Consider the following 17705-nt stretch of genomic DNA (forward strand, 5'->3'; position numbering starts at 1 on the left):
GAAGTAGCCAGTTACCAATGGTTACTGTCGGCGGTGTCGAGATTGCTGCCGAGGATTTGGAGAGTTCGTCGTGAAGATCGCGGTTTATGGTGCGAGCGGGATGATCGGGAGCCGGATCGCCGCCGAGGCGGCCGGGCGTGGGCATGAGGTTGTCGGTATCACCCGGTCCGGCGGTTCGACGCCGGCCGGTGTGCAGGCTGTCACCGGGTCGGCGAACGATGCCGCGTCGGTGAAGGAGATCGCGTCCTCGGTCGACGTCGTGGTGTCGGCGATGGGGCCGAGCCGGACCGGCGGGGATCCGCAGGACTTCGTGGACGCGATCGACACGCTGATCGCGTCGGCCGGTGGGACCCGGCTGGTGGTGGTCGGTGGCGCGGGCAGTCTGCTCGCCGGTGGGCAGCGGCTGGTGGATTCACCGGACTTCCCGGAGATCTACAAGCCCGAGGCGCTGGTCGTTGCCGGGGTGCTCGACACTCTGCGTGCGACGCCGGCCGATGTCGACTGGACGCTGCTGTCGCCGGCTCCGGTGATCGCGCCGGGCGAGCGCACTGGGGTGTTCAAGCTGGGCACGGATGAGCCGGTCGGTGACCAGGTTTCTGCTGAGGACTACGCCGTCGCGCTGGTGGACGAGCTCGAGCAGCCGGCCCACCGTCGTGGCCGGTTCACGGTCGCCAACTGACTCCTTTCCTTTACTGAGTAAGACTTTTGCCCAGGTAACCCCTGGCGAGCATGGTGACCCACTGGTAGACGGCGTCCTCGGCCGGCGCCAGGGGGCCGGGGCGGAAGTGCGGGGAGTCGGCGCCACGCTGGACCGACTCGCAGGCCGACCAGTCCTCGCGGTTGGTGATGTCCCAGAAGTCGACGGCGTACGACGGGTCGTCTACCTCCGCGGGGAAGTACCAGGAGCACTCGATCGCCGTCAGGCGCGGAGTACGGGGTTCGAGGCGGTGCGTCATCACGTAGTCGGGGTGCAGGGAGATGAGCAGGTTGGGGAACAGGCCGACGTAGTTGACGGTCCGTGGATCGACGCCTGGCAAGGGGATTCCGTGGGACTTGCCGTCGAGGGACATCGTCTCGGCGTCGGGCCGGAGGTCCATCAGGCCGCCGACCCAGGCGCCGGGCAGGTTCCAGTTGTCGCCTGAGGTCGGGGGCGAGACCTTGCAGAGCTCGGGGTGGATCAGCGGGCAGTGGTAGCACTCGTGGTAGTTCTCCACGATCGTCTTCCAGTTCGACGCGACGTCGTAGCTGTGCCGCGCCTTCAGGGTCAACGCCTCCGGCCGGTACGGCGCGACCAGGTCCTCGAGGCCGCCGACGTGCTCGCTGAACGGTGGGGCGGTACCGAGTGCGTTGACGAACAGCCAGCCTTGCCAGACCTCGGTGGGGAGCTCTGTGAGTCCGTACGGGCTCGGGTCGAAGGTGTCGCCCATGCGTGGGGCTGCCTTGACTGCGCCGTCCAGGTCGTAGGACCAGCCGTGGTACGGGCAGACGACGGCTCTGCGCTCACTGGAGTCGCCTTGCGGGAGTAGCTCGTGGCCGCGATGCCTGCAGGTGTTGGCGAAGGCGCGGGGCTTGTCGCTGAACGTCAGTAGTACTCCGATGTCGCCCACGGTCGTCGCGAAGTGCGTAGTACCGGCTGCTAGTTCTTCTGCTCGGCCCAGGCAGGTCCAGGTGCCGGCGAAGAAGTTGCGGCGCTCCCATGCCAGTACTGCGGGGTCTGTGTACGCCGCCTGCGGCAGCATCACAGACTCCCCGTGAGGGCGGAGAGAGGCGGCTAGGGCAGTGGGGTCGACCGGAGCGTTCGCCATCCGCCCACTATCGGCTGTGGCTCACGTAGAAGTCGAGCACGTAGTCCCAGCCGGTGTTGTAGTTCTCACGGGCTTCGGCGCCGTCGGGGCGACGGTCCCAGCCGCTGTGGACCAGTTCGACCGCTGTGCCGTCGTCCAGTGGGGTGAAGCTGACGGTGATGCTGCCGGCTTCCTTCGGGTCGCTGCCGGGGTGCCAGGTGAACGAGAGGCTGTTCGGCGGGTCCCAGTCCGACACTGTGCCCCAGTAGCCGAGTGGGCCGTCTTCGCCGTACTCGACGATGCGGCCGCCGACGGCGCCTTCGAGCTCGACGGTGGTCGCCTTGTCCGCGCCGATGGAGTGGGTCTTCAGTGGCCACCAGGCGCCGAGATGCTTGGTGAACAACTCGAAAGCGCGTTCCTGGGTGGTCTTGACGACCACCTGCTTCACCAGTGGCGCGATGCTCATTGTTGCTCCTCCTCGGTCTTTCGGACGTACTCCGCGAACGCGTCCAGCGCATCGCCCCAGAACTGGTCGAGCCAGTCCCGTACTTCGTCGAGGCCGGCGCGGTCGAGACGGTAGATGTTGCGGGTGCCCTGTGCCTCGTGGTCGACGAGGCCGGCTTTGCCCAGGACCTTGAGGTGCTGGGAGATGGCGGGGCGGCTGACCGGGACACGTTCGGCGAGGCCGGCGACCGAGCTGGGGCCGGTGCGGCGCAGGGTCTCCAGGATGGTGCGCCTGGTCGGATCGCCGAGGGCGTCGAGGACGGCGCCGGCTTGGTAAGTACCCACGAACGGTAAGTTGCCACTAACCATTGACGATGTCAAGACGTGGAACACCCCGGGTCCCCCGCGGGCAGCTGCGGGGACCCGGGGCGGGTCGGTGGCGATCGGTGGGCCGGGGAGCGGGCTCGCCCGGCGTACCGGCGTACCGGTTAGCTGAAGGGGTCGAGGGTGATGTAGGCCTGCTGCGGGTTGCCGTCGTGGACGAGGGCCTCGTGGTTGCCGACGTCGTCGAAGGCGAAGCCGTACGCCTTGCCGTCGGCCATCTGCGCGTGGATCTTGCGGGAGTAGTGGTTGGTGACGTTGTCGAGGTAGAAGCCGGAGTCGTTCGGGTCGGGCTGGTTCGGGTTGCTGATCAGCGTCGACCGGTTGTAGCCGGCGCACAGGGTGCGCGAGATCGGGCCGCGGACCAGGTCGTTGGGGGCGTCGAGCAGGCCGGCGCAGCCGAAGATGCTGGCCGAATTGGGCTTCTGGAAGCTGGTGACGACCTGGCCGGAGGTGTTGGTGAAGTTCATGACGTTGCCGGAGACGCGGCCGAAGTACTTGATGTTCGGCTGGTCGCCGAACGGGGTGACGGTGAGCGTCTGCGAGCTGTACTTCGACCAGACCCGGTTGACGTAGTCGTCCATCACGTTCGACGGCAGTGCGCCGGTCTCGACGCCGTAGGTGGGCGCGAGCGCGCGGAGTACGGTGCCGTTCGGTGCTGTCTGGATCAGGTTCGCCCAGCCGCCGGGCTGGCCGCGGAGCGCGTTGAAGAAGTTGTTGTAGCCGCCTGGCTTGAGGTGGCCGGTGGTCAGTACGGTGCCGTTGCCCTGCTGGACGCCGACCGCGTACGGGACCGAGAACATGTCGACCTGGGTGCTGTTGATCCACAGGCCGGAGTCGTTCAGCGTGTACTCGGTCCAGCTGAACAAGATGTTGCGGTTGGGGTCGCTCGGGTTCTGGACCGCGGGCTGCACCAGGCCGCCGGTGGTCAGCTTGAAGACCAGCTTCTGCCCGTACGAGAAGTAGACCCGGCCCGAGAACTTCGGCATCCGGATGGTGATCGACCCGCCGTTGCCGGGGCCGGCGATGGAGGCGTCGGGTGCCGGGGTCGGCGGGTTGCCGCCGGCCGGCCAGGCGTGGAAGTTGCCTGCCGCGTCGGCCCAGCCCTGTTGGCCGGTCTGCAGGTTGGTACCGAGGTTGTAGATGTAGACCGCGTCGCCGCGGCCGGAACTGTTGGTGATCTTCAGCGGAATGGTCGCCGGCACCGCTTGGGCCGGCATCGCGACGCTCGCGACCAGCCCGGCGGCGACGGTACTCGCGGCGGCCAGAACCGCCAGCAGTTTGTGTTTGATGCGCACAACTCCTCCTCAGGTTTGTCCCGTGCGAGAGAAGGCGGAGCACCGGACGACCACGAAGAGACTGCGATACCAGGACACAGTCACCGCTGGGGGCGAGCGGTACCCACTGCTCATCCGACGAGGGACGGTGGATCACCGGATGAGTGAGAGCGCTCTCATACTTGGCCGCCCCATCACCCCTGTCAACACCCAACCCCTGTCGGCTTTCCGACGCTTGATATGCCCACCCACCCCAGACATGCCAACCAAGCCAGCCATCCACCAACTGCCATCGGACCCAGGAAGCAAGAGCAAGAGCAAGAACAAGAACAAGAACAAGAACGAGGGAGCCGGCTGCCGCTGTGGTCGCCGCGGTGCCGGCGCTCAGGCTGGGCAGGGCGTGGATAGACGACGCAGAGGCAGTCACCGTCAGAGCAAACGTTGCGGCTGACGTGGGGCTTTCCGGCGGTGGGTGGTTAGCCGCTTGGGTGTCGAAAGCCTGGGAGTGGGGTGGTTCTCGGTGGGTTGGTCGAGGGTCGGGGGGCCAGCGGTGGGTGTCTAGGGCTTCGTCCAGGCGCGGCGTCCTCGTCAGTCGCGCCCGAGGTCGGCAGGCTGTAGGTCGGACGGTCAGCTCGGCGAAGCAGGCCAGGTTTGTCTTGCCATGGCATGCGGCGCTAGACGGGATGCGGTCGCCTAAGCAGGCGACGGTGGAGCCTGCGCCCGGGGTGGGCGGGAGCCTGCGAACGCGGACGCGACGAAGGAGCGGACGGGCGGAGCAGGCGTGGGGTCTTTGGTTGGGTGGTTAGCCGGTTTGGGTGTCGAAGCCGGGGAGGGGTGGGGGTTCTCGGTGGGTTTTGTCGATGGTGGGGCCGGGGAGCCAGCGGTGGGTGTCGGGGGTGTCTTCGACGGCCAGGAATTCGGGGGCGGTCAGGGGGCGGGCGGAGGCTTCGATGGATTCCATGGCGGTTAGTTCGGCTTCGGTGACGTGGAGGTCCCGGAGTTTGCGGGCGGTGGTGAAGACCCGGCGTTCGAAGGAGCCGACGGTGCTGTTGTAGGCGTCTACGGCCGAGGTCAGGGAGCGGCCTACCTTGTTGAGGTGGTCGCCCATGGTGCTCAGGCGTTCGTAGAGTTCCCGGCCCAGTTCGAAGACCTGTTGGGCTGATTCCGTCAGGGCTGATTGGTTCCAGGCGTAGGCGGCGGCGCGCAACGTCGCGATCAGGGTGGTGGGGGTCGCCAGGATGACGCGGCGCTCGGCGGCGTACTCGAGGAGGGACGGCTCGATGTCCAGGGCGGCGGAGAGGAAGGACTCGCCGGGGACGAAGAGGATGACGAACTCGGGGGTTGACGGGAGCCGCGACCAGTAGGCCTTCGCGGAGAGTTGGTCCACGTGGGTGCGGAGATGGCGGGCGTGCGCGCGCAGACGTTCCTCGCGGAAGTCGGCGTCGTCGCTCTCGGCCGCCTCCAGGAACGCGGCCAGCGGGACCTTCGAGTCGACGACCAGGTTCTTGCCCTCGGCAAGTCTCACCACCATGTCGGGGCGCAGCAGGCCGTCGTCGCCGACCGTCGTGGTCTGCTCGGTGAAGTCGCAGTGGGCGACCATGCCGGCCAGTTCGACCGTACGCCGCAAGTGCAGCTCACCCCATCGCCCCCGCACCTGCGGTTTGCGCAGCGCGGTCGACAGTGAGGCGGTCTCCCGTCGCAGTGCCTCGCCGCTCATGCGCACCTCGTTAACCTGTTGGTGCAACTGGCTCTGCCAGGCGGCGCGGCCCTTCTCCAATTGGTTGAGCTGGGCATGCAATCGGTCGAGCGACTCCTTCACGACCGCCTGCCCGGACATCTGTTGCCCGACCGTCGTCCGCTCCTGCGTCAGCTCGACCACCCGGTCCTCGGCCGCGTCGCGCTCAGCGGTGATCCGCGCGAGCGACGCGCCGTCGCGTCCCCGCGACCAGAGCAGGCCGAAGACCCAGCCGAGCCCGAGCCCGACCAGCAGGAAAACCAAGAGCAGCAGAACCGCGGTACCGGTCATGTCACAGACAGTCGCAGACCCCGCCGACAATTTCCGCGCGACAAGCCCGTACCACCGAACCTCAGTGTGTGAGCTGCGGCGCGTCGGCCTTCCGGGCCACCCCGGACCGAACGATCCGCCAGGCGGGGAAGGCGCCGAGAAGGGCAACAATGGCGAAGACCGACAGCAGCAAACGAGCGGACGACAGGACCGAGGGCTCGCCCAGCTTGACCAGTACGCCGGCCAAGGCCGCACTGAACGCACTAGCCATCAAGAAGACCGTGTTGATCCCCGCCGAGGCCTTGGCAGCCTCCTCCGCGTCCTCGACGCTACTGAAGGCCGCGACGGCCAGGTGGGGAAAAGCGACCCCGATCCCCGCCCCGGCCGCGAACAGCGTCACGAACCACAAAGCCACCACCCAAGCGGCCGGCCCATCAGCCTGCAAGGCGGAGTACGCCGCAAGCCCGACAGCCAGCAATACCGGCCCACCCACGATCAGCCGGCGTACGACCGCAACCCGCGTCGCGTTGGCGCTGACCGTCTGACTCAGCGACCACCCGAGCGACAAAGCCGCCCCGAGGAACCCGGCCAGCAGCGGCGACAACTCACCCAGCTCCTGCCCGAAGAGCGGAATGAACGCCTCGGTACCGATGCCAAAGGCAAGAACCCCGACCGTCAGATAAACCCACTTCAGCGCCTTCCCCGCAGCAAACGTCACCCGCGGCAACACAGCCGCCTTGGCGGTCCGCTCGAACAAGACGAAGACCACACCAAGCACCAGCCCGACGACGAGCACCACCGCCGTCGCCACCCCGGCCGGCACGATGCTCGCGATGCTGACCATCGCCACAGCTGCTGTCAGCAGCACCAGCGAGACACCCGGTACCGCCGACCCGGCCGCTGCGCGCTCCGTACGAGGAATCACCCGCACCACGACGACCATCAGTACTGCCGCCAGTGCAACCAGCAACCAGAACGCCGGCCGCCAAACGCCCAGTTGCCCAAATGCGCCACCAGCAGACGGCCCGACCAGGTTGCCCACACCCCACATCGCCGACACGAGCGCCGCCGCCTTCGCCCACAACCGCTCCGGCAGCGCCCGCTGGATGAGCGCATACCCGAGTCCCGCCAGCAGGCCGCCCCCAAAGCCCTGCACGGCCCGACCAGCCAGGAACACGCCGATCCCCGGGCTCACCGCGGCGACGAGCGAGCCGAGGCCGAACAGCCCGAAGGCGAGCAGATAGGCGGCCATGGAGCCGCGGGTGATGAGAATCCGGCTGACGAGCATCGAGCTGATCACCGACGCGACCAGGAAGGCCGTCATGGTCCAGGCGTAGAAGCCGGTACCGCCGATGTCCCCGACGATCGTCGGCAGCAGGCTGGTGGTGAGGTAGACGTTGCTCGCCTCCATCAGCACCCCGCCGGCCAGCACCACCGCCACCGGGGCATAGCTGAGACCGAGCAGTTCGCGCCAGGAGCCGTTCGCCGGGTTGTCCATTGCTGGACCGTACGACTTAAAGTGAGCTTGAGCTCAACCCCGAGGGTCAGCAAGCCATCGCGGGGAAGCTGTAGCCCTGGGCCTTGAGCAGGCGGAGCGCCTTGTCGAGGGCTGCGACGGTCTGGCTGCGGTCGCCGCCGCCGTCGTGCATCAAGATGATGTTGCGCTTGTGGGCGTGCGTCATGATGTTGTTCACGATCGCGTGGACGCCGGGCCGGGCCCAGTCGCGCGGGTCGACGTCCCAGAGCACCTGGACCATACCGGCCGCCTTGATCTCGGCCCGGACCTTCGGGTTCGAGGCGCCGAACGGCGGGCGGAAGCACTTGGACTGCGGTCCGTCGAAGATCTCGTGGTGCCGCTTCGCCGCCGAGATCGCGGTCAGCTGCGGGTGCGAGATCGAGTGGCTTCCGATGGTGTTGCCTGCGGCAAGTACTTGCTCGCGCAGCCCCGGGTGCGCGGCCTGCATGTTGCCGAGCTCGAAGAAGGTCGCGTGGGCGCCGTACTTCTTCAGCACCTGCAGGATCTTCGGCGTCCAGTACGGGTCGGGGCCGTCGTCGAAGCTGAAGAACAGCACCTTCTTGTTGCCCGCCGACGCGGCCAGCGTCGGGTCGGCGGCCGGCGGACGGGGCTTGCCGCTCTCCGGTGAGCCCGAGTTGGCCGGCGGCGTGGGCGTCGTGGTCGGCGTCTCGATCGGTGTCGACGACGGGGTGTTCGGTGAGGACGCGGAGGTCGGCTCGGGCTGGTTCGTGTGTCCCAGCGCCAGGGCGATCAACGAACCGACGACCAGTGCCGAGGCGGCGGCGGTGGCGATGACGGCGGCAAGCTTTCGGGACATGATGCTCCCTTGCAGATCAGGCGGATGTTCCCCAGACACGCTCCCCCTCAAGGAGCTTTCGTTGGTAAGACGCCTTACATCCGGGCCTGGTTGGCATCGCTGTGTTGCGGGGAGATCTCAGTAGCTTTCGGCGTCGCAACGGTGGCGAGCGTGCCGCGGTGGTACAGCCTTCCTTCCAAGGACTTCACGCTGGCGACCAGTACGAAGCTCATGCTGACCAGCAGCGCCCACGCGCCGAACTTCGCGGGGTGCACCAGGTGCCAGACGTTCACCTGGTCGGGGTAGTTCCAGGCGTCCAGGAAGGTGCCGAAATTCTCCGCGATCCAGAGGAAGAAGCCGATCAGCGCGAACGCCAGCGCGAGCGGCATCCGGTACCGGCGGCTGCCGACTGAATAGAAGACCCACGTGCGCCGCAGGACGAGCAGAAGAGCCAGCGCGATCGGGATGCGCAGGTCGACGATCCAGTGATGGGTGAAGAAGTTCGCATAGATCAGTACTGCGAGCACGGTGGTGAGAACCGGTCGATAGCCGCTGACCCGCAGGTCGAACCGGCGCCACGCCTGGCAGATGTAGCTGCCGACCGCGGCGTACATGAAGCCGGCGAAGAGCGGGACCCCGGCGACCTTCGTGACCGCGTCGCCCGGGTACTGCCAGGAGCCGATCTGGACCTTGAAGAGTTCCAGCCCGAGGCCGACCAGGTGGAATCCGAAGATGACGGCGACCTCACGCCAGGTCTCCAGGCCGACCAGCCAGAACCCGAAGGTCAGCAGGATCGAGTAGACCAGCAGAGCGTCGTACCGGGCGATCGGCAGCTCGACGTACTTCGAGAGCGCGAGGCCGGCGAACAGCGCGGCGGCGAACAGGCAGGAGACCAGCTCGGTCCAGCCGAACCGCAGGAATTGCGAGCAGGCGAACACGATGCGTGATCGGTCGGGCGCGAGTTTTCTCCAACTGGTCACAGAAAGGAGACGCTGCTTGCTCTCGGCTGGTTGGGACGGATAGATCACTTCCAACGGATGGAGGTGGCCGCGATGGAGCCGAAGGTGGTCTACCAGACGGAACGGCTGGTCGTGCGCGACTGGACGGAGAGCGACGGGGACCGGGTGTTCGACATCTACCGGCGCTGGGAGGTGTCGCGCTGGCTGGGCGCGGACCCGCGGGTGATGACGGACCGCGACGCCGCGTCACGGACGATCGAGCGGTGGAACACGCGCAACGCGGACGCCGTCTACGGGATCTGGGCCGTGGAGGAGAAGGCGACCGGCGTGGTCGCGGGGACGGTGCTGCTGGTGCCGCTGCCCTCCGACGGACCGTCGTCGACGGGTGAGGTCGAGGTGGGGTGGCATTTCCACCCCGACTCGTGGGGGCGCGGGCTGGCGACGGAGTCGGCGCAGGGGGCGATCGCACATGGGTTCAAGGCGGGGCTGGGGGAGATCTACGCCGTCGTACGGCCGGACAACGGCCCGTCCATCGCGGTGTGCAAGCGGCTCGGGATGCAGCCGCTGGGGCTGACGTCTCGCTGGTACGACGCGGAGCTGGAGTCCTTTGTGATTTAGGTCGAGTGGGCCACGCCGCGTAGTCTTGCTGCCCGTGGCACTCTCCATCGGAATCGTCGGGCTCCCCAATGCGGGCAAGTCCACGCTCTTCAACGCGCTGACCAAGAACAACGTGCTCGCGGCGAACTACCCGTTCGCGACGATCGAGCCCAACGTCGGGGTGGTCGGAGTACCGGACGCGCGGCTCGCGAAGCTGGCCTCGTTGTACGGCTCGGCCAAGGTGATCCCGGCCACGGTGCAGTTCGTCGACATCGCCGGCATCGTCCGCGGCGCGTCGGAGGGTGAGGGGCTGGGCAACAAGTTCCTCAGCCACATCCGTGAGGGCGATGCGATCTGCCAGGTCACCCGGGTGTTCCGCGACGACGACGTCACCCACGTCGACGGCAAGGTGAACCCGGCCGACGACATCTCCACGATCCAGACCGAGCTGATCCTGGCCGACCTGCAGACGGTGGAGAAGGCGATCCCGCGCCTGGAGAAGGAAGCCCGCCTCAAGAAGGAGGGCGTGGCCGTCCTCGAGGCCGTCCGCGAGGCCCAGAAGCACCTAGAGGCCGGTACGCCGATCATCGCCACCAACGTCGACCGCGACGCGATCCGCGAACTGATGCTGATGACGGCCAAGCCGTACATCTTCGTCTTCAACTGCGACGCCGACGAACTCGCCGACGAGACCCTGAAGCAGAGCATGCGCGACCTGGTCGCCCCCGCCGAAGCAATCTTCCTGGACGCCAAGTTCGAAGCCGAACTGGTCGAACTGGACGACGAAGCCGAGGCCCGCGAAATGCTGGCCGAGATGGGCGTAGACGAGCCCGGCCTGGACGTCCTGGCCCGAGTCGGCTTCGAAACCCTGGGCCTCCAGACCTACCTGACGGCCGGCCCCAAAGAATCCCGGGCCTGGACCATCAAAAAGGGCGCCACCGCCCCCGAGGCAGCCGGCGTAATCCACACCGACTTCCAACGCGGCTTCATCAAAGCCGAAATAGTCTCCTTCGACGACCTGATGGAAGCCGGCTCCATGGCAGCCGCCAAATCCGCCGGCAAAGTCCGAATCGAAGGCAAGGACTACATCATGTCCGACGGCGACGTAGTGGAGTTCCGCTTCAACGTCTGAAGGACACCGCCTCCGGCGGCGACTGCCTCTTTGGCGGCTCCGGCGCAAGCACGCAACGCAGCACGCCAAAGCCCCGGCGGCGCGCCGCCGGTTGCGATGACCTGGTAGTCGCCTCAACCATCTGACAGTCGGTCCCAAAGAATCCCGGGCCTGGACCATCAAAAAGGGCGCCACCGCCCCCGAAGCCGCCGGCGTAAATCCACACCGACTTCCAACGCGGCCTCATCAGGGCCGAGATCCTCTGCTTCGACGACCTGATGGAGGCCGGCGCCATGGCCGCCGCCAAGTCCGCCGGCAAGGTCCGAGTAGAAGGCAACGGCTACATCAGGTCGGACGGCGACGTCGTCGAACTCCGCTTCAGTGTCTAGGCGAAGTTGAATTACCCGGACAGTCGGTCGGGGCCTTTAGGCTGATCTCGTGAGCACCGAGGAGCCAGCATTCATGCCGGGAGCGCAGGCCGCGCTTCAGGCGATGAGCGATGCGCTGGCTCCTCTTCAGGCGGCCTTTCAGAAGATCGCTGCCGGGCTTGAGCCGATGATGAAGGCGATCGCCAAGGTCGGTCGGGCAGTGGATCGCCTCGGCCTCGCCGTCACGCCGGGTCTGCGGGCGGTCGTGCAGTGCCTGTACGAGGCGATGCTCGCGCGGCTGGAGTCGGTGCCCGGCGGCCGGAGCGTCGTGCTGGCCCTGCGCGCCGCCGTCGATCCGATTCTCTACCCCGACCTCTGTCGTCCCGGGCGGCCTTGCACGGTACCGGCCGTCGGCACGCCGCCGTCGCGCGTCACCTCTCCGAGCCGCCTCGTTTCTCGTTCTACTCGCAGCCTTCGTGGGCCGAGTGCCGCTCTGGATATCCCTCACCAACCATGGAGGGCGGCGCTGGCGTAGTACGGAGCCGCTCTCCCTCAAATACACAAGGGAGCTAGAGCGGTGACCAAGTACGTCAGTATTCTGCTGGCCGGCTGCGTGGTGCTGGCGGTCGGGTGCGCGTTGTTCGGTGACGACCAGTTGGCCGAGCGCGGAATGGCGGTTCTGCACGAACTACTGAGCGTCTTCAAGGACCTGGCCGCCCACGGGAGCGCGCGGTGAGCGCCGGGCGTCCCGTCGGCCGGCCGCGGCAGTGTCCGGACGAGGTGCGGGAAGAGGTCGTCCGGTTGCGTGGCGAGGGGTGGTCGCTGCGGAGGATCGCAGCTCATATGAACGAAGTGGGCCAGCCGACACCGGCGGGGAGAGCCTGCTGGACGCAGAACACCGTCTTCGATCTCCTGACGACCCGGCATGTCCGCGAGATGTCAGTCGGTCTCGTAGGTGGAGTCGTCGACCAGGCCGGCTAGGAAGGTGGCGAAGTTGGGGGCCAGGAGGGTGATGTTGTAGTCGCGTTCTTGGTCTACGTGGACTACTGACGGTTCGCCGGGGGTGCGGTAGTCGAGGGCGAGCATGTCGTGTCCGGCTGAAGGGCAGTCGGCGAAGTAGATGCCGATGTCGGGGTAGCCCCATTCTTCGACCCAGAAGGCGCTGTTCAGTTGGCCGCACAGGCTGAAGGGGGCGGTGCGGCCGATGGCTGCGATCGAGGTGACTGCGACGTGGTCCTCGGCCCAGGTGGTTCGTGATGGTGAGGGGTGTGAGGTGAGGGCCAGGTCGCCGCCGTTGTGTTGGCGGGCGAGGGAGATGTAGGCGGCGGGGAGGCGGCGGCCCAGTTCGGCCTCGACGGAGGCGATGAGGGCGTCGTCGGGTGGCGGCTCGTAGGCGCCGTCTCCGTCGAAGAGCGTTGCTGGGTCGGGCATGCGGGTGAGGGTAGCGAATGGTGGGGTTCGGGCCGGCGTACCGAAGTACTGGCGGGATCGGGAAGTTTGTTGGCGGGGATTGTCAGTGGTCGGGCGTCGGGGTGTTACTAGCGTTTTCAGTGCGGTGGTCAGGTGGGCTGCTGGGATGGAGGCGTGGGATGGCGACGGTGTTGGTTACTGGGGCTTCGGCGGGGATGGGGGAGGCGGTGGCGCGGAAGTTGTTGGGGGTCGGCTACACGGTGTACGCCGTTGCGCGGCGGGTGGAGCAGATGCGGGGGTTGGAGGAGGCGGGGGCGACGGTGGTTGCCGCTGATGTGACTCGGGAGCAGGATCTGGTCGCATTGGTGGAGCGGATCGAGGGGGAGCAGGGGGCTCTCGATGTGTTGGTCAACAATGCGGGGTTTGGGTTGTACGGGGCGGTGGAGGATGTCTCGATCGAGGACGCTCGGTATCAGTTCGAGGTGAACTTGTTTGGGATGGGGCGGTTGACTCAGCTGGTGTTGCCGGGGATGCGGGCGCGGGGGAGTGGGCGGATCGTCAATATTTCTTCGATGGGCGGGAAGATCTATACGCCGTTGGGGGCCTGGTACCACGCGTCGAAGCATGCGGTGGAGGGGTGGTCGGATTGCCTGCGGCTGGAGGTTAGGCCGTTTGGGATCGACGTTGTCGTGATCGAGCCGGGGATCGTGGCGACCGAGTTCGGGGATGTGCTGGCGGAGCCGATGTTGCGGCGGTCGGGGCAGGGGGCTTATGCCGCGCTGGCGAAGAAGGTTGCCGCGGCGACTGAAGGTGAGAACGCGGTCAGCGGGACGCCGGCCGGCAAGCTCGCCGAGGTGATTGTGAAGGCGGTGTCGGCGCGGCGGCCGCGGACCCGGTATGTGGCGGGGAAGTACGCGCGGCCATTGATGTTCACTAGGAAGTGGTTCGGTGACCGCGTTTACGATCGTGTTGTGATGAGTCGGGTATGAGTTCGGGCGGCTACATGCTGGGGCCGTCGGTGCGGGCGTTGCTGGTGGATCTTGGGGCGTCGGTTCCGGCTGTGCTGCGGCGTGCGCGGCTGCCGGAGGGGTTGCTTGCCCATGGCACCGTCGAGTTGCCGGCTGCCGAGTACTACGCGCTGTGGCAGGCGCTGGCCGACGACCTGGACGACGAGATCTTGCCCGTCACGATCGCCCGCGTGCTGACCGCGGAGGTCTTCGACCCGGCGTTGTTCGCGGCGTTGTGCAGTCCGTCGCTGGGGTTCGCGGCGCGCCGCATCGCGCAGTACAAGAGGTTGATCGGCCCGCTCCGGGTCGACATCGAGGCGTCGGGCGGCAGTACCAGGATCGAGTTGCTGTGGGCCGACCAGCCGCCAGAGGTCTACGCGTTCACCGAGTTGCTGTTCTGGGTGGCATTGGCGCGGATCGGGACACGGGTGGAGGTGCGGCCGCTCCGGTTGACGGCGCCGGTCAGCCAATCGCAGGAGGTTCGCGATCGGTACGCGGACTACGCCGGGATCCCGATCGCGTACGGGCCGAGCTGGTCCATCACCTTCGACGACCGTGACGCGGAGCGGCCGTTCCTGACCGCGAACGAGCGGATGTGGGACTCCTTCGAACCGGACCTGCGTCGCCGTCTCGCCGACCTGGACCGGGCGTCGACGACTGCCGAACTCGTCCACGCCGCGTTGCTCAAGCTTCTCCCGGCCGGGGCGGCGACCACAGCCGCGGTGGCCAAGGAGCTCGCCGTCAGCCCGAGGACGCTTCAGCGTCGCCTGCAGCTGGAAGCCACCGCTTTTCAGACGATTCTGCGGACGACGCGGGAGTCGCTGGCTCGCCATTACCTCGGCAGTTCGGCGATGACGGCGGCTGAGATCGGCTACCTGCTGGGTTATGACGACACGACCTCGTTCTACCGGGCCTTCCACGATTGGACGGGGCAGACCCCGGAAGCGGTGCGGGCGGTGGAAAACCGGTCGAAGGTCGACGGCGTACGGACCTAGGGGCGACGTATGCCTGATGCCTTGTTCGCTGTACCTCGGTTGGCCGCGATCTATGACGCGTTGGAGCCGGAGCGGGCTGATCTCGATGCGTACGCGGCGATGGTCGACGAGTTCGGGGCGCGGCGGGTGCTGGACGTCGGGTGCGGGACCGGTGTCTTCGCGCTGATGCTGGCCGAGCGGGGGATCGACGTCGTTGGAGTCGACCCGGCGTTGGCTTCGCTGGAGATTGCGCGGGGCAAGGCGGGCAGTGAGCGGGGCGAGTGGGTGCATGGGGATGCTGGATCGTTGCCGCAGGCGCGAGGTGAGTTGGCGGTGATGACGGGGAACGTCGCGCAGGTCTTCGTCGAGGATGACGACTGGATAGCGTCGCTGAAAGCTGTTCGACGGGCACTGGTACCGGGCGGGCGTTTTGTCTTCGAGGCAAGGGATCCGGCGCGGCAGGCTTGGCTGGATTGGAATCGTGAGCAGACCTACAGCCGCACAGACCTGCCGGGGATCGGTGTGGTCGAGCACTGGACCGACTTGCTGGCAGTCGATCTGCCACTGGTGAAGTTCAAGCGGACTTACGCTTTCGCCGCGGACGGCGCCACGTTGACGTCGGAGTCGACGTTGCGCTTCCGGCCCCGCGCCGAGATCGAGCAGTCGCTGGCGAGGGCTGGGTTCGCGGTTGACGAAGTAAGGGACGCACCGGACCGCCCGGGCCTCGAGTTCGTCTTCGGGGCCAGGCGGATGGAGGGGCCAGGGTGCCGGGCAGGGGATGGGGGATCACCGGCACCCTGACCTGTCAGGGGCGACCACTCGTGGGTCGGGAGGGACGGCCCGCCCGGACGTGATCCGGTGGTGGTCGCCGCGCTGACATGAGGGCGGTCGAGGGTTGATGCCGGGGTCCGGGGCCGTGTCACCAATGTACGTCGGCATCGCAAGTGACAGTAGGGCGTGGAGCCGGCGACGGGCAGGAGAAATCCGCCTCAAACGCTTGAAACGCAGCGGGTTCGTGGGTGCTTGGTGGCTGTGGGTGAGAGTGGGGCCGGGCCAACTCCGGGCGGTGTCGCCGAGGCTACGGAGCGGCGACCGGTGAGGCTAAGGAGCGGCGACCGGCGCGGTGCGGTCTGTGGCGAGCTTCACGGCGAAGACGGCGAGCGCAGTACCGGTGAGGTACCGGTGGATGCGGGACCAGAGCGGTTTGCGGCTGAAGAAGGTGGCCACGGAGCCGGCGGTGATGACGAAGATCGCGTTCACCGCGACGCCGACCGCGAGCTGGGTGAGGCCGAGCAGCAGGCTCTGGGTGCCGACGTGGCCGCGCGATGGGTCGACGAACTGGGGGAGTAGCGAGATGTAGAGGATCGCGATCTTCGGGTTGAGCAAGCAGGTGAGCAGGCCCATGCCGAACAGCTTGCGAGGGCGATCCGGGGTGAGCTCGGACGGGGTGAAGGCCGAACTGCCGCCGGGGCGGAGGGCGCCCCATGCGAGCCAGAGCAGGTACGCCGCGCCGGCGAGCTTCAGGATCACGTAGATCTCCGGGACCAGCGCGAAGAGAGTCGCCAGGCCGGCGGACGCGGCGAGCAGATAGACGAGGAACCCGACGCCTACGCCGGCGAGCGAAGTGAGTCCGGCGCGACGGCCCTGCACGACGGACCGGGAGACGAGATAGATCATGTTCGGGCCGGGGATGACGACCAGGCCGAGCTCGACCAGCGCGATCCCGATGAAAGCTTCCGTGCTGACCATGAACCGTCCCCTTCGCCGTTGCGTCGCGGCGACGCTAACAGCCGGCCGGGGGCGGGCCGGAGGGATTTTCGGGGGCTGAGATGGGGGCCGCTGATAATCGGTGGCGTGGTGGTGGGCACAATTGGTTAGCTAGAGGTTGAATGCCTGACGGTTTGAAGGAGACGGTATGAGCGACACGCCCAGCGAGCCGGCCAAGGACGATCTGCAGAAGAAGTTCCGCGAGGCGCTGGCCAAGAAGAACCAGCAGCACGACTCGCACCCTGGGAGTGGGCCGCGGCACGAAGGTGTCGGCGAGGCCCACAACGACAAGCAGAAGCGCCAGTTCCGGCGCAAGTCCGGCAGCTGAATTCCGCCGCCCATCCATCCACCTCGAGCCCCGGGTTGCCGCCCGGGGCTCTAGCTTTTTCCCGGTACTTTCCCGGTACTACGTACGCGGGCCGGCCCCACGGCTGTCCGCCTGTGGCGTCGCGTGCTCGTCGCGCCGGGAAGTCCGGATATCGTCTGGCGAGTGAGCGTGCCGTTGCATTTCGCCGTCAAGACCCGGCTCGTCGGGCTGCTCGAGGAACTCGGTGAGGGCGCCGCGTTGCCGCCCGAGCGGACGCTGGCGAAGGAGTTCGGGGTCTCCCGGTGGACGATGCGACAGGCGATCCGCGAGCTGATCGCGGACGGCCGGCTGCGGGCGCGGCAGGGGCAGGGGACGTTCGTGGCGACGCCGAAGCTGATCCAGCCGTTGGCGCTGGTGAGCTATACGGAGGCGTTGCGGGCGCAGGGGCAGAAGCCTGGGCGCGAGCTGGTGGCCTTCGAGGAGATCGAGGCGGACGAGTTGCTGTCCGAGCAGCTCGGGATCGCGGTCGGTGATCCAGTGCATCGGCTGGAGCGGGTGTTGCTCGCCGATGGGCAGCCGATCGGGTTGGAGACGACGTACATGTCGGTGGCGCGTTTCCCGACGTTGCGCGACGTGCTCAAGCCGGAGGGGTCGCTGTATCGCTGCCTGACGGATGAGCTCGGCGTCCGCTTCGGCGAGGGCGAGGAACTGGTCGAGACGGTGATCGCGACCCCGCGCGAGGCCGATCTCCTGAAGGCGACCCAGTCCCTCCCGATGCTGCTCCTCCACCGCACCAGCCGCGACACCGACGGCCGCCCGATCGAGGCGGTCCGCTCCCTGTATCGGGGCGATCGAGTCGGCTTCCGCGCGACCCTCCGTCCCTAGCCGGTACTACGGACGCCGCGCTCAGCCTCGCCCCCACCCCGCGCCGTTTCAGGGGTTAACCCCTGAAATGGTGGGTTGCCCCCCGAGTATCTCAAGGTGCAACCCACAATCTGCGGG

At 67.3% G+C, this 17705-nt stretch carries 22 protein-coding genes; 12 read left to right on the plus strand and 10 right to left on the minus strand.

Annotated elements, in window-relative coordinates:
- The first annotated feature begins 70 nt into the window (after window positions 1–70).
- Entirely contained in the window at window positions 71–679 is a 609-nt protein-coding gene (locus ABD116_RS38100) for an NAD(P)-dependent oxidoreductase (RefSeq protein ID WP_343982407.1), read from the plus strand.
- Window positions 680–689: 10 nt separating this feature from the next.
- On the opposite strand, the gene ABD116_RS38105 is transcribed toward ABD116_RS38100, so the two are convergent.
- From ABD116_RS38105 to ABD116_RS38140, 8 genes are all read right to left on the minus strand, one after another.
- Window positions 690–1739, minus strand: a complete 1050-nt coding sequence (locus ABD116_RS38105) for an aromatic ring-hydroxylating oxygenase subunit alpha (protein ID WP_343982410.1) — start codon at window positions 1737–1739, stop codon at window positions 690–692.
- A 73-nt stretch (window positions 1740–1812) separates the two neighbouring features.
- A complete protein-coding gene (locus ABD116_RS38110; RefSeq protein ID WP_343982413.1) occupies window positions 1813–2250 on the minus strand; it encodes an SRPBCC domain-containing protein in 438 nt (145 codons plus the stop codon).
- Window positions 2247–2573 (minus strand): ArsR/SmtB family transcription factor, encoded by a 327-nt coding sequence (locus tag ABD116_RS38115; RefSeq protein ID WP_343982416.1) that lies wholly within the window; start codon window positions 2571–2573, stop codon window positions 2247–2249. Before ABD116_RS38115 ends, ABD116_RS38110 begins: the two co-directional genes overlap by 4 nt.
- 143 nt (window positions 2574–2716) lie before the next feature.
- Entirely contained in the window at window positions 2717–3907 is a 1191-nt protein-coding gene (locus tag ABD116_RS38120; protein WP_343982418.1) for a glycoside hydrolase family 64 protein, read from the minus strand.
- Between the two features lie 781 nt (window positions 3908–4688).
- Window positions 4689–5912 carry a DNA recombination protein RmuC gene (locus ABD116_RS38125; protein ID WP_343982420.1) on the minus strand — a complete coding sequence of 408 codons (1224 nt, stop codon included), beginning with the start codon at window positions 5910–5912 and terminating at the stop codon, window positions 4689–4691.
- A gap of 61 nt (window positions 5913–5973) precedes the next feature.
- On the minus strand, window positions 5974–7389 hold the full coding sequence (locus tag ABD116_RS38130; protein ID WP_343982422.1) for an MFS transporter: 1416 nt from the start codon (window positions 7387–7389) through the stop codon (window positions 5974–5976).
- A 46-nt stretch (window positions 7390–7435) separates the two neighbouring features.
- Complete coding sequence (locus tag ABD116_RS38135; protein WP_343982425.1) at window positions 7436–8224, minus strand: polysaccharide deacetylase family protein; 789 nt, start codon at window positions 8222–8224, stop codon at window positions 7436–7438.
- A gap of 74 nt (window positions 8225–8298) precedes the next feature.
- On the minus strand, window positions 8299–9183 hold the full coding sequence (locus ABD116_RS38140) for a DUF817 domain-containing protein (RefSeq protein WP_343982428.1): 885 nt from the start codon (window positions 9181–9183) through the stop codon (window positions 8299–8301).
- Window positions 9184–9255: 72 nt separating this feature from the next.
- Between ABD116_RS38140 and ABD116_RS38145 the strand changes: the two genes are divergently transcribed.
- From ABD116_RS38145 to ABD116_RS41890, 6 genes are all read left to right on the plus strand, one after another.
- Entirely contained in the window at window positions 9256–9780 is a 525-nt protein-coding gene (locus tag ABD116_RS38145) for a GNAT family N-acetyltransferase (RefSeq protein WP_343982431.1), read from the plus strand.
- A gap of 34 nt (window positions 9781–9814) precedes the next feature.
- Window positions 9815–10891, plus strand: coding sequence for a redox-regulated ATPase YchF (ychF, locus tag ABD116_RS38150; RefSeq protein WP_343982434.1), 1077 nt, complete (start codon window positions 9815–9817; stop codon window positions 10889–10891).
- A 257-nt stretch (window positions 10892–11148) separates the two neighbouring features.
- Window positions 11149–11259 (plus strand): DUF933 domain-containing protein, encoded by a 111-nt coding sequence (locus ABD116_RS41885; RefSeq protein WP_425552241.1) that lies wholly within the window; start codon window positions 11149–11151, stop codon window positions 11257–11259.
- 49 nt (window positions 11260–11308) lie between these two features.
- The gene (locus ABD116_RS38160) at window positions 11309–11773 is read left to right on the plus strand and encodes a hypothetical protein (RefSeq protein ID WP_343982437.1); all 465 of its coding nucleotides are present in this window, start codon (window positions 11309–11311) and stop codon (window positions 11771–11773) included.
- A 42-nt stretch (window positions 11774–11815) separates the two neighbouring features.
- A complete protein-coding gene (locus ABD116_RS38165) occupies window positions 11816–11974 on the plus strand; it encodes a hypothetical protein (protein ID WP_343982440.1) in 159 nt (52 codons plus the stop codon).
- Between the two features lie 44 nt (window positions 11975–12018).
- Complete coding sequence (locus ABD116_RS41890; RefSeq protein WP_425552249.1) at window positions 12019–12219, plus strand: recombinase family protein; 201 nt, start codon at window positions 12019–12021, stop codon at window positions 12217–12219.
- Here the strand turns inward: ABD116_RS41890 and ABD116_RS38170 are convergent.
- Window positions 12178–12669 carry an SMI1/KNR4 family protein gene (locus tag ABD116_RS38170; RefSeq protein WP_343982443.1) on the minus strand — a complete coding sequence of 164 codons (492 nt, stop codon included), beginning with the start codon at window positions 12667–12669 and terminating at the stop codon, window positions 12178–12180. The two genes, ABD116_RS41890 and ABD116_RS38170, sit on opposite strands and share 42 nt — an antisense overlap.
- Window positions 12670–12827: 158 nt before the next feature.
- On the opposite strand from ABD116_RS38170, the gene ABD116_RS38175 reads away from it, so the two are divergent.
- Genes ABD116_RS38175 through ABD116_RS38185 form a run of 3 tightly spaced genes read left to right on the plus strand, consistent with a single transcriptional unit; the run spans window position 12828 to window position 15430 of the window.
- Window positions 12828–13637, plus strand: a complete 810-nt coding sequence (locus ABD116_RS38175) for an oxidoreductase (protein WP_343982446.1) — start codon at window positions 12828–12830, stop codon at window positions 13635–13637.
- A complete protein-coding gene (locus tag ABD116_RS38180) occupies window positions 13634–14650 on the plus strand; it encodes an AraC family transcriptional regulator (protein WP_343982449.1) in 1017 nt (338 codons plus the stop codon). Before ABD116_RS38175 ends, ABD116_RS38180 begins: the two co-directional genes overlap by 4 nt.
- Window positions 14651–14659: 9 nt before the next feature.
- Window positions 14660–15430 carry a class I SAM-dependent methyltransferase gene (locus ABD116_RS38185; protein ID WP_343982452.1) on the plus strand — a complete coding sequence of 257 codons (771 nt, stop codon included), beginning with the start codon at window positions 14660–14662 and terminating at the stop codon, window positions 15428–15430.
- A gap of 300 nt (window positions 15431–15730) precedes the next feature.
- Here ABD116_RS38185 and ABD116_RS38190 read toward each other — a convergent pair whose 3' ends face one another.
- The gene (locus tag ABD116_RS38190; RefSeq protein ID WP_343982454.1) at window positions 15731–16378 is read right to left on the minus strand and encodes a LysE family translocator; all 648 of its coding nucleotides are present in this window, start codon (window positions 16376–16378) and stop codon (window positions 15731–15733) included.
- A 166-nt stretch (window positions 16379–16544) separates the two neighbouring features.
- Between ABD116_RS38190 and ABD116_RS38195 the strand changes: the two genes are divergently transcribed.
- The gene (locus tag ABD116_RS38195; RefSeq protein ID WP_328328093.1) at window positions 16545–16724 is read left to right on the plus strand and encodes a DUF5302 domain-containing protein; all 180 of its coding nucleotides are present in this window, start codon (window positions 16545–16547) and stop codon (window positions 16722–16724) included.
- A 162-nt stretch (window positions 16725–16886) separates the two neighbouring features.
- On the plus strand, window positions 16887–17588 hold the full coding sequence (locus tag ABD116_RS38200; protein ID WP_343982458.1) for a GntR family transcriptional regulator: 702 nt from the start codon (window positions 16887–16889) through the stop codon (window positions 17586–17588).
- Window positions 17589–17705: the final 117 nt, after the last annotated feature.

The organism is Kribbella koreensis, from assembly GCF_039525325.1.
In the GTDB taxonomy this organism is placed as follows: Bacteria; Actinomycetota; Actinomycetes; order Propionibacteriales; family Kribbellaceae; genus Kribbella; species Kribbella koreensis.